This window comes from Peribacillus sp. P4_C12, assembly GCF_056402095.1.
Genome location: NZ_JBFUIB010000102.1, coordinates 1 through 10,867, shown reverse-complemented (window position 1 = coordinate 10,867; position 10,867 = coordinate 1). Strand labels below are relative to the sequence as shown.

General features: G+C 36.8%; 9 protein-coding genes. 4 read left to right on the top strand and 5 right to left on the bottom strand.

What is annotated here, in order from left to right:
* Positions 1–1,064, bottom strand: a 1,064-nt coding sequence (locus AC1DUW_RS14340) for a PhoX family protein (protein WP_477642799.1), incomplete at its 3' end; no start/stop codon positions are given.
* Positions 1,065–1,416: 352 nt separating this feature from the next.
* On the opposite strand from AC1DUW_RS14340, the gene AC1DUW_RS14335 reads away from it, so the two are divergent.
* Positions 1,417–1,545, top strand: coding sequence for a hypothetical protein (locus AC1DUW_RS14335; protein ID WP_255264060.1), 129 nt, complete (start codon positions 1,417–1,419; stop codon positions 1,543–1,545).
* A gap of 274 nt (positions 1,546–1,819) precedes the next feature.
* On the opposite strand, the gene AC1DUW_RS14330 is transcribed toward AC1DUW_RS14335, so the two are convergent.
* The 4 genes from AC1DUW_RS14330 to AC1DUW_RS14315 form a co-directional block, all read right to left on the bottom strand.
* On the bottom strand, positions 1,820–3,343 hold the full coding sequence (locus AC1DUW_RS14330) for a sodium:solute symporter family protein (RefSeq protein WP_053344652.1): 1,524 nt from the start codon (positions 3,341–3,343) through the stop codon (positions 1,820–1,822).
* The gene (locus tag AC1DUW_RS14325) at positions 3,340–3,540 is read right to left on the bottom strand and encodes a DUF3311 domain-containing protein (RefSeq protein WP_053344651.1); all 201 of its coding nucleotides are present in this window, start codon (positions 3,538–3,540) and stop codon (positions 3,340–3,342) included. Before AC1DUW_RS14325 ends, AC1DUW_RS14330 begins: the two co-directional genes overlap by 4 nt.
* Positions 3,541–3,552: 12 nt before the next feature.
* Positions 3,553–4,740 carry a M20 family metallopeptidase gene (locus AC1DUW_RS14320; protein WP_053344650.1) on the bottom strand — a complete coding sequence of 396 codons (1,188 nt, stop codon included), beginning with the start codon at positions 4,738–4,740 and terminating at the stop codon, positions 3,553–3,555.
* A 236-nt stretch (positions 4,741–4,976) separates the two neighbouring features.
* A complete protein-coding gene (locus AC1DUW_RS14315; protein ID WP_053344649.1) occupies positions 4,977–6,275 on the bottom strand; it encodes a hypothetical protein in 1,299 nt (432 codons plus the stop codon).
* 807 nt (positions 6,276–7,082) lie between these two features.
* Between AC1DUW_RS14315 and AC1DUW_RS14310 the strand changes: the two genes are divergently transcribed.
* From AC1DUW_RS14310 to AC1DUW_RS14300, 3 genes are all read left to right on the top strand, one after another.
* Positions 7,083–8,270 (top strand): DUF2515 domain-containing protein, encoded by a 1,188-nt coding sequence (locus AC1DUW_RS14310; RefSeq protein WP_053344648.1) that lies wholly within the window; start codon positions 7,083–7,085, stop codon positions 8,268–8,270.
* The gene (locus tag AC1DUW_RS14305) at positions 8,263–8,643 is read left to right on the top strand and encodes a CBO0543 family protein (RefSeq protein ID WP_053344647.1); all 381 of its coding nucleotides are present in this window, start codon (positions 8,263–8,265) and stop codon (positions 8,641–8,643) included. The genes AC1DUW_RS14310 and AC1DUW_RS14305 overlap by 8 nt, the downstream gene beginning before the upstream one ends.
* A gap of 406 nt (positions 8,644–9,049) precedes the next feature.
* On the top strand, positions 9,050–10,840 hold the full coding sequence (locus AC1DUW_RS14300; RefSeq protein ID WP_053344646.1) for a S9 family peptidase: 1,791 nt from the start codon (positions 9,050–9,052) through the stop codon (positions 10,838–10,840).
* The last annotated feature ends 27 nt before the right edge of the window (positions 10,841–10,867 follow it).

Below are 10,867 nucleotides of genomic sequence, written 5' to 3'. Positions count from 1 at the left end.
CAGTTAGTAACAACATCACCTTGCGTTTGGAACTTTTCCAATAGTTCCGGTTTGCCAGCCGCCGCTTTTTGTACGGCCTCAATTGTCAGAGCTACCCATCTTCCTTTTTTAAAGTCCGCTACATATAAATTCCCTTCCTCAAGAAGACGGGAATTTGCTTTTCCTAATGCAGGTACATATTTATCCTTACTTACAAATTTATAGACACAAGCATCTTTTTTATCGTCTCCCATGTAAACGACGACACGTTGGTCTTTGGCAAGTCCCATTGAAGCATTTTCATGGTTAAAACGTCCAAGAGCGGTATGTTTGCGAACCGCAAAATTTGGATCGAACGGGTCAACTTCGATTACCCAGCCGTAATGTGTTTGGTTTAATCCAGCATTATTAGCGGTTTCTTCGAAGTTCTCTTCACAGGATAAAACCGTATTCCATAATGTTTTTCCACCAGAACAGTTAGCGAATGTTCCCTGAACACTTGTTGCGCCGTTTACCACTTTTGTTCCTTTGGCCGGCCCAGTAAGTGCAAAAGATGTTAATCCCGTTACTCGTCGGGCATAAGTGGAAGCAGCATCCATTTTCCATTTATTCACTTTCTTGTCATAGTACACTTCAATAATGGAACCGCCCTGGTTATAAAGAAGCTTTTCAATTTGTGTTGGAGCATATTTGCCATTTACTTTTTGTCCTTCCACGTAAAGAGGGTTTGTATATTCGTGGTTTACCCATAATAATCCTCTTTCATTGGAATTTTGAATAGGAAAGTAAAGGGTGAAATCATTATTAAAACCAAATGTGTCACCCTTACCATTGATTACATCGCCATAAGCGGCTACAACGTCATATTTAAATCCTTTTGGAAGAACGAGTTCGTCCTTATTTGTAGTTTCAATCGGAGTAAACTTAAAGCCCTTTTTCTTCGGTTTTACATGTAAAAGGCTGTCGGTTTCCGCATTAACTGTCTCGCTTAAAATACCTAAACCAGATGTGGCCACTGCAAGGGCAGTAGCCCCTGTTCCAATACGTGTTAAAAAGGTACGTCTATTTAACGGTGCGTTTTCCATAATGTCCTCCTTTATTTTCCTTGAAGACTTAGTCCTCTATTTTTTAAGAATTTCTTACTCATCATCAGCTTCATTCTGAACTGAGTTCCATCACTTATTTTGAAGCCAAACTCACCTTCTCTGCAAAATCGAAATAGACTATGTATGTACTTCTCGATTAACTTGTTAAATAGTGCCTATCCAAGCCACAAATCAAATTTAGCAAATTAAAGTAAAGATGGTATTAATTTTTTTAAAATAATTTATTAAAAATTGTAAAGGATTAGATTCTATGGATGTTCTTTTCATGAGAAAACATAAGTTCACCAAAAACGGACAAACTGTATTTGAAATAAGAAAGGAGATGTGAGATATGACAAAAAAATTTAATAAAGGTAGCCGTAATCAAAATTCACCGCAATTACACGGACAAGTTCCTGTTAGTGGGGACAACAGTAAAGGAAATAAAAGAAATAAAGATCAGAGCGCTAAAACAGAGTAATTTAAATGAAACAAACCGGTCATATTCAGACCGGTTTATTTCATTGTTAGATAATCTTCTTACTTATTTCAGCAGTAAACGATCTAAAAGAACTGAAATTACCTTCTCTCATTGATGATCAATTTCTCAATGTACCCCTTTATCTTAATCAAAAATGAAGCTTCGTTGAATAGCCAAGCGCTGGACCAACTTTGAATTTTTGACAATAAAAAATGTACATTTCTTTGTCAGTCTAAAAAAATGCCCTCCAGATCGTTTAACTGGAGGGCATTTTTTATCTGTTAGATTCTTTTTGTATTAGAACCTTGTGCTCTACTGTTGTTGTCTCTAAAACATCATTATCCTTATGAGTATTAGTAATGTTTTTTGTCATCACACTGACAACCACTAAAACTACGATATTAACAAATAGGGCGATAATTCCTACATTCAAGTCTTTAATTGCTTGAGGAAGATAAGGAAACAGTTGACCAATTTTTATGTTCCCTAGTTCCATAATAGAAACTAGCACGCCTCCTGTTATAATCCCGGCGAATGCTCCATGTTTGGTTACAAAATTCTTTCTCATCAAACTTGCGAAAAAGGCAGGAGCAAGTTGTGTGATAAAATTATAGGCGATTAAAGCGAGACTAAAGAGGGAATTTCCACCTTTAAAGGTCAAGTAAATCCCTACGAGAGAAATAAGGGGAACCAAGAATTTTACCAGTTTTGCAATCTGATTTTCCGTTGCTGATGGAGTGAATACGCTATATATATTTTTTGCCAGAGATGTTGATATTGACATCAACAGCATCGAACTTGGTACTAAAGCGGCTAACACGCCCGTGCCACCAATTAAGCCCACAAACCATGGATCAAAATCCTGTTTAGAAAGCTGCAGCAAGATAAGATCGGCTTCCGCGCCTTTTAATCCAGGCGTCTGTAAGATAGCTGCAAATCCGACAAAAAAGGCAAACAACAAAATCAATTGGTACATTGGCATTAGGATTGCATTTTTTCGTAAAGCTTTTTCGCTAGAGGCAGCATAAATAGGAGAAAACCCGTGCGGCCACATATAAAATCCAATAGAGCTTAATATAACGGTCGATATATACCACGAAACGCTCATTCCTTGATCCGGAAGTATGGTATAGTTCGGCTTTGCATTTTCAATGGCCTCATACATAGGTTGAAGACCGCCATAATAATGAAGAGGGAAATAAACTCCTAAAAATATGACAATGCCTAGAATCAGAATATCCTTCAAGATAGCTGTCCTGGCAGAACCGTGAATACCTGAAACCATTACAAAAATGGTTACACCAATTGCTCCAACCCAAATGGCAGCTGTAGATGAAATGGCCCCATAGGATGTTGCAGAGACGATATATCCTAACCCCTTCAATTGCAGGACTAAGTAGCAAGTACAAGCTATAACACCTATTACAGCAACAAGCACACCAAGATAAGGACTTTGATATTTTTTTACAAAAAAATCTGATTGGGAAACTAATTGGTGTTTCTTTGCATACCTCCAAATAGCAGGAAATGTCCAGTAGGAGATGACTGTAGCCAGGCAGCCGTATGATACGATACTAAAGATGGAACCTCCTTCCCCATAAGCCGATCCACTTGCACCTAAAAATGTAAAGGTCGTATACATTTCACCTGCGGACAAGAGGAAAATCAATAGGGTTCCCATTCCACGTCCCCCAACTGACCATTGTTCTAAGTTCATTTCTTTCCCTTTTTTAGCCTGGATACCAATCAAAACAGAAATGACGAAAAAAAACAGGATGAAAAACACGGCAATATTCATCTTGAATCTCCCTTCTGATTAGCAGGATCTAGTAGATATATAATCCCCATAATACCTGTGGTTAGCACAGACCAGAGTACAATCCAAAAGTGAAAAAATGGCATTCCTAGAACATAGGGAGTCACTTTATTTGTAAACAAAGCGCCTACAATAAAGCCAAGAAACGGGATAATTCCAAGCCAATATATTTTTTTCATACTCTTAACCCCCTAGTATGTTAGATTTAACATTTTAAAAGTCCCGTGAACAAATAACTTCACCCCATATTGTAAAGCCTGTTCATCGAAAGTAAATTTGGGATGATGGTGAGGATATATAATCCCTTTTTCTTCATTACGAGCTCCTATTACAATATAAGATCCCGGAACTACTTTTTGAAAAGCAGAGAAGTCTTCACTTCCCATAATTGGCTTTGAAATCTCTCGACTTTCTTCACCAAATACTTCACAGACCGTTTCGTCCATCAATCGGGTAACTTCTTCATCATTAATGGTCGGAGCATAACCGAACTGATAATCGAATTCATAAGTAGCCCCATGTGCTTCAGTAATTCCTTTTACAATGCGTTCGATAAAGGTTGGAATCTTTTCCCTCAGTTCCGGATTAAAGCTTCGAACGGATCCTCCAATGCTTACACTACTTGGAATAACATTAATCGCACTTCCCGCATGGAACTGAGTCACTGAAATCACTAGAGCTTCCTGTGCATCATGATATCTCGAAACAATGTGCTGGAGATTTGATACAACCTGAATTCCAATTGCAATGGGATCAACCGTAAGTTCAGGCTGTGAGGCGTGCCCCCCTTTACCCACCACGGTAATTGCAAAAGTATCAGCTCCAGCCATAATCGGACCGTAACCCAAACCAATTTTCCCTAAAGGTAGAGTCGACAAGAGATGGGTGCCAATGACCATATCTACTCCTTCAAGCACACCTGCTTTCACCATCTCTTGGGCTCCACCGGGCGGCAGTTCCTCAGCATGTTGAAATAAAAAGCGAACCTCCCCTTTAATTTGATTCTTTAACTGGGTAAGAATCTTTGCCGTGCCAAGCAGCATCGCCGTATGCCCGTCATGTCCGCAAGCATGCATCGCGCCTGAATTCTGTGACACAAAGTCAAAATCATTCTCTTCTTCAATTGGAAGCGCATCCATATCTGCCCGCAGTGCAATAACCTTCCCAGGCTGCTGGCCAATTAAACGAGCCATTATACTCGTTTTTGTCGGACGTGAAATTTCCAAATCACCAAAAGTTTGTAGCGTTTCATAAACAAATTGTGCTGTTTTTTCTTCCTGAAAAGATAGCTCCGGATACTTATGTAAATATCTTCGCCACCCAATCACTTCATCTTTAACAGCCTCGATTAAATCATGAATCATTATCGTTTGAGACATCCACTACAACTCCTTTTTCATTCAATTTACATAACAATATCTATTTTCGGATAGTTTAAGGAAGAAATTCCTTAAATGGAGTATAATATTTCATAAGCTTTATTTCAATATTTTTTTGAAAATTCTAAACTATTTTTCCTGACTGAATCCAATAGTTAATTCTTCCCTTTCAACGCTTTAATATGCTAAATTAAGGTACAAAATAAATAAGCACCCAAATTATGGGTGCTTATAATTTATAATAATCGATAAATTTTACTCGGCCTTCCACGGGTGGCGTTTGACTCTTCACCAACGCATTGTGCCAAATCAACTTCGCACATATCCGCAACAATACGCCGTACATTGCGCTCTGTCATCTCAAGATATGTCGCTAAGTCCTTTGTAGTAAAATCACTCCACCCCATTCTTTGAACGAGAGCCGATATCTTCTTATACGTTTTAACACTTATATTACCCTTTTTCAACTTTTCTATAAGGAGTTTATTGTGGGTACGGGTATCATATTGTAGTTCTTTCTTTTTGCCTGGTGATTCAATAATTTTGCCATCATCTTGAATAATCACAATTTCACGCTTCTTCATATCCTTTGAATGTTGAATAGCACGAAAAGCATTGATTTCCGCCGAATAGGCAGTCTCGCCAAAGCCAATTCCAACAGCAACTGTTGTATCTGCTTCAAAAGCCAATTTTTGGATGGTATCTTCAAGCGTAATAATTTCTCGTTCAATTGCGCCGCGTGAACTAAAAATCATGTATCTTCCATTCCCTTTCTCTGAAAAGGAACCATTTATTTTTTCACCAAGTTGAATTAACATTTCTTTTAGCCGGAGCTCCAAGTACTGTAAGTGATAAGGAGTTTTCATTTCCTCTGCCACTCTGTTAAAATATTCAACTTCAATGATTTCAACTCCGATTTGTGTGTCTTTAAAGTAGGAAGTCTTTACTTTTTCAGAAAGAATCCGAAGCGTTTGTCGCACTTCCATCTTACTCATCGTCATCCGATAGGCTGGAATCCCGTATTCCCTTAAAGCTTCACACACAGACGGAAAACAAGAAAAAGCGCCTTCTGTCCTTCCCTTATTCCATAAATTCAAGTGAAAATGTACCAATTCATTCGTATCAACATCTGACTCAAACACTTTCGTATAAATCTTTTGGGTTTTTATATTCAACTGTGACAAAGCTTCTTCGCTAATATTATTTGAGGACATAGTATCAATACTTAGATGCTCAATAATTTTCCCCTGTTCGTAGATCATCTCTAAAAAAGATTTATAAAAACCTGATTCCGTAGCAGGAACATGGACCATTATTTTATCTGTACCTAGTGTTTTTGTCGCAATTTCATAGGGAAGTGGACCAGAAAAAAGCCATGCATGTACGTGAGAATTATGTTCTTTTACAATTTCCTCTACCTCTTCGGTATTTACATAGGGAAAAGAGATGAATTCCAACTCATGTTTATATTCTTCTGCCAAGTCCAATATCTGTTCTATAGAAGTTTTTAGACCGACTAGTCCGATTTTATACATCCTGTATTCGACTTCCTTTATCATCTGTAATATATTCATTGTTCTTTATAGAATATCCTAGTTTAACATAATTCACATTATCGTAAGTTCTAATTCTTCTGTTGTTTTTCCATAATTCATTCTTTTTATCTAATTTGTATTAGAGTTCTGTTAGTTTGGTTTGTTACTCTTGATCGTATAAATAAATCAAGAGAAATGAAAAATAACAGTAGCAAAAAGAAAAGAATGATAGAAATGATATTTATATCTGTAAAAATATACTTAACCACACCAACATTTCCCTTTTACACCATCTTATCATGCGATATGAAAGAAAAATACCTTGTATACGTTATTCATGTGAGGTTTACAAAACATCTTCACCATTGATAAATCAACGTTGACGCCTCTCAAGCGCACCTAAATGGCTGCGTAAGGGGATATTTATGCAAATCTTATTCAATAAAATGGTTCAATTGTTGAACAAAGATCAAACAGCACTCTTTAACTATCCTCCCTCAATATTGAAAGTAACTTTTCACTCAATTTATCTTCTTAGAATACTTTAAATACTCATGATTTTCTTAGTACAGATAACATTAAAATGTGCGCGCTACCTCTTGTACGAAAAAACGATCATCATTTGTTCCTCATGTTCGTAATAAACTGATGATAGCTACACTGTTAAAATACCTTTAAAAATCCTTACTAGAAGTTTAAAAGATTGATTTCTCATAAATAGATTGAAAAATTTGATCACCTGTTGGTTATTTCGATAACCTATTTGGCCTAAAAAGAAGAACATTCATGTTAACGGGAGGAAGAAGGATGCATCACAACGATCGGAAAAGGAAATGGAACGGATTTTCCAAGACGTTTCCGTATTCTCTTTTAGATGTAAAAGATGAATTAAAGAAAAAAGGTAAAAAACAGACTTCTGTTAAAACGTGGGAGTTAACGGGAGAAGAGACAGTGTTAATACAGGAAATTAAAGAACAAACAAGACAACACAACAATAATAATGTGACGCGAACGCATGCCTATTTTCAGTTTTACCTCCGTTACCCAGAAATACACTGGGCACTACTTGGACATATGGTATCGCGTAATGGCGGTTGGAATATGACGGATTTAAAAGGGGATTTATATACAAGACTATTGTCGGAAAAAGATCAACTTATCTTCTTTTCTTTTTTGGAACGAGGGAACTGGTTAATCTTCCAAGATGTGTACCCACAATTTTTGTTGTATGAACAAAGTGTCAAAAGATCAAAAAGACTGTTTCATCTTCTACCTTTTTTCAATGTATCGACGTTTATGGAAACGTTATGGAACCATTTTTGGAGAACAGGTGACCAGTATATGTTAGCCATTGCCACTGTTATTAATGAACAAAGCTATTTAGAAAAAAGGGTCATTCAAAATGCCCATTTTAAAAGGACCGTACTAAATAGTATTGGATTCAAACTTTATGATTTTTTTCGCTTTAATCACATTCTTTTTCCATTCTATAAGGATGAGACCAAACAAGAAACATTACTAGTCGGGAATACAATGAAGCATTTCACCTCCCTTCATGAGCGAATATTGCTGGGCAAGCGATTATACTCACTGCTGTTTAGCCGTGAGAACATCTTATCAGGAGTAGTAGATTGGGCTCATGATCATCCACATACCGGTTCGCGAAAAGACTACTGGCCGCATTTGTTTAATGATGTAAACGAATCATTCTCCCGTGCATTTTATAAACGTCGAACAAAAAAGTGCCAATTAAGAAAAGGTGCGGATCGTTTATACAGTCCTCGATTAATATACACATGGAAAGATCTTAATCATGAAGAGGAGGAAAGCAAAGACTGGTTTGAAGACTGGCACATCATGGACTACTTAATCGATAAGGGAGAAAATATAGATGGGGAGATTTATGATGAATACTGCACAACGCTTGAAAAAATTGAACTTGCCATTCTGGCAAAAAAAAACGTCCTACTCCGAGAAGAAGCAGAAGATGAGTAACCATCGGGCTTTTGTAGCCACAATAATTTTCTCTTGTTTCATCGGAACGTATTTAGACTTACTGTTTGTAGGTAAACAAATGTATTCCTTTCCGGCAAGACCATTCCGAGATATATTTACAATCAATGTCGCTTTTACATTATTGATATTGCCAATCTTTACTACGCTCTTTTTATGGATCGCAAAAGCGTTGACTACATTTTCAAGGATACTGTTTATCGTTTTGATTGGACTTTGTATAAGTGTTTCCGAATCTTTTTCGGAGAATTTAGGATTGTTTACTCATAGCGAAGCATGGCATCATTCTTATTCCCTTTTCGGATACATGATCTTCATGCTCATTATTTGGAAATTTTATCGATGGTTTCAATAACAATCGACTGTGTTATAGGAATCTAAAAAACAAACTTGCTAAAAACAAAAAAGTACATGCCAAATTGGTGTTATGGATAAAAAAACAAAGGGTGTCACAAAAATTAAAATAAAATTTTTGTGACACCCTTTGAAATATGATAGGAGGGTTTTCCTTCTGGATTTGATGATTAAAGACTAAAATAGCTCACTACTTTTATAGATTTACTTATGGAAAAACCTTATAAAAACATTCCCGAAAATCTAGTTCTCAACTATTTTCGGCACTCATAGCCAAGATATAAAGTACATGATATATAATGCATCTAAATATAATGTTTGTGAGACGTAATAGATCCTTTTGAGCTTTTTATTATTTGGGCTATCTCAATTCCTCTCTTTTTTAGCACATTTTAAGGAGTGAATGTATGAAAGAAATTGGCATCAAATCATATTTGTCTGTTGGAACTGTCAGTAACCCTGTATATGATCCTAATAGTAATAAGTTAATCTTTATTGCTGATTATTCTGGTTTACCGCAGGTTTGGGCAAAGGATTTCGATATAAGTGAACCTACCCGAATTTCTTTTACTAATGAACGAATTACTTTTGTTAAATATTTAAACAGTTCATCACAACGCGGCCTTCTCATCGGCATGGATGTCTGCGGTAATGAGAAGCAACAACTGTTTTTACTCAAAAGTGATGGTCTACTGATTCCGCTTACCAACTCTCCTGACCATAAACATGAATATGGGGGTCAATCACCTGATGGAAAATGGATAGCCTGGTCAAGCAATCGTCGACATCCTGCCTTTTTCGATATCTATATTCAAAATGTCGAAACTTTAGAAATACAAATGGTTTTGTCAAAGGATGGACTCTATTCCTCCATCATGTGGTCTCCTGATTGTAATTCGTTATTGATTCGGAAAACAAATTCCCAGTTGGATAACGATTTAGGTTTACTGAATCTTGACACAGGAGAAATGAATTGGTTAACAGATCATCAGGGTGAAGCAAGCTATAAAAACCCTCATTTCAGTATGGATGGAGATCATCTCTATTTATTAACAAATCAAGATAGAGAATTTTTTGGGCTCGCGATCATTGATCTTTCAACAAAACATATCACTTGGCTGGAGGTGGGACAGTGGGACTTTGAAGGCCTCGCTATGAGTAAAGATCATTCAAAGTTAGCTTTTTCAATTAATGAAGGAGGTATTTCAAGAGGCATTCTTTTAGATCTAAAATCAAGTGCCCTTTATACATGGAAGACACCAATGGGGATGATAACTAACTTAACATTTTCACCCGACAATCAAAAATTAGTCTATGTATTCAATGGGCCGACCTATCCGTCTGATATATGGCAGGTTGACCTAAAGAAAATGAAGACAGAACGGCTTACTCAATCTCTTCAGACAAAGTTTTTGGAAAATAAATTAATTGAACCTATTCTTATTTCCTTTAAATCTTTTGACAATCTCCAAATACCTGCCTTTTACTTCAAGCCAAATATCCAATCAGAAAAAATCCCTGTTATTCTATATGTTCATGGGGGGCCTGAAAGCCAAATCCGTGCTGTTTTCAATCCAGTTCTGCAGTATTTCTTAAGCCTTGGCTATGCAGTAATTACTCCTAACGTACGCGGGAGTACAGGATATGGAAAAACATATACTCATCTTGATGATGTTCGTAAACGAATGGACTCCGTTAGAGATCTTGTTTCTTTAGTAGATTGGTTAAAGAAAGAAGGAAGCGCTGATCCTAATAGAATTGCCATTATGGGAGGGAGCTACGGAGGATTTATGGTTCTTGCAGCCATCTCTCACTATCCGGAATTATGGTCTGCTGCAATTGATCTCGTTGGGATTTCAAGTTTCAGAACTTTTCTTAAAAAAACCAGTCCGTGGCGACGCAAACTTCGCGAAGTTGAATATGGAACTATTGAAAAGGACGGAAACTTTTATGATCTGATTGATCCATTGAATCAAACTGACCGGATTACCAGTCCGCTGATGGTTCTTCACGGGGCTAATGACCCACGCGTCCCTATTGAAGAATCTGAACAAATCGTAAATAAATTAATGGCACGAAATCATCCTGTAAAGTTTATCTGCTTTGAAAATGAAGGTCATTCCATCGTAAAACTAAATAATAAAATTACCGCCTATACGGCAATAGCACATTTCCTCAATCATTATATTGGTAAATAATTTTCCAGGTTGATTAAAAGGAATTAG

Excerpts from the sequence above, each read along its gene's own strand:
- AC1DUW_RS14335 (WP_255264060.1), top strand. The coding sequence starts at position 1,417 with ATGACAAAAAAATTTAATAAAGGTAGCCGTAATCAAAATTCACCGCAA.
- AC1DUW_RS14330 (WP_053344652.1), bottom strand. The coding sequence starts at position 3,343 with ATGAATATTGCCGTGTTTTTCATCCTGTTTTTTTTCGTCATTTCTGTT.
- AC1DUW_RS14325 (WP_053344651.1), bottom strand. The coding sequence starts at position 3,540 with ATGAAAAAAATATATTGGCTTGGAATTATCCCGTTTCTTGGCTTTATT.
- AC1DUW_RS14320 (WP_053344650.1), bottom strand. The coding sequence starts at position 4,740 with ATGTCTCAAACGATAATGATTCATGATTTAATCGAGGCTGTTAAAGAT.
- AC1DUW_RS14315 (WP_053344649.1), bottom strand. The coding sequence starts at position 6,275 with ATGTATAAAATCGGACTAGTCGGTCTAAAAACTTCTATAGAACAGATA.
- AC1DUW_RS14310 (WP_053344648.1), top strand. The coding sequence starts at position 7,083 with ATGCATCACAACGATCGGAAAAGGAAATGGAACGGATTTTCCAAGACG.
- AC1DUW_RS14305 (WP_053344647.1), top strand. The coding sequence starts at position 8,263 with ATGAGTAACCATCGGGCTTTTGTAGCCACAATAATTTTCTCTTGTTTC.
- AC1DUW_RS14300 (WP_053344646.1), top strand. The coding sequence starts at position 9,050 with ATGAAAGAAATTGGCATCAAATCATATTTGTCTGTTGGAACTGTCAGT.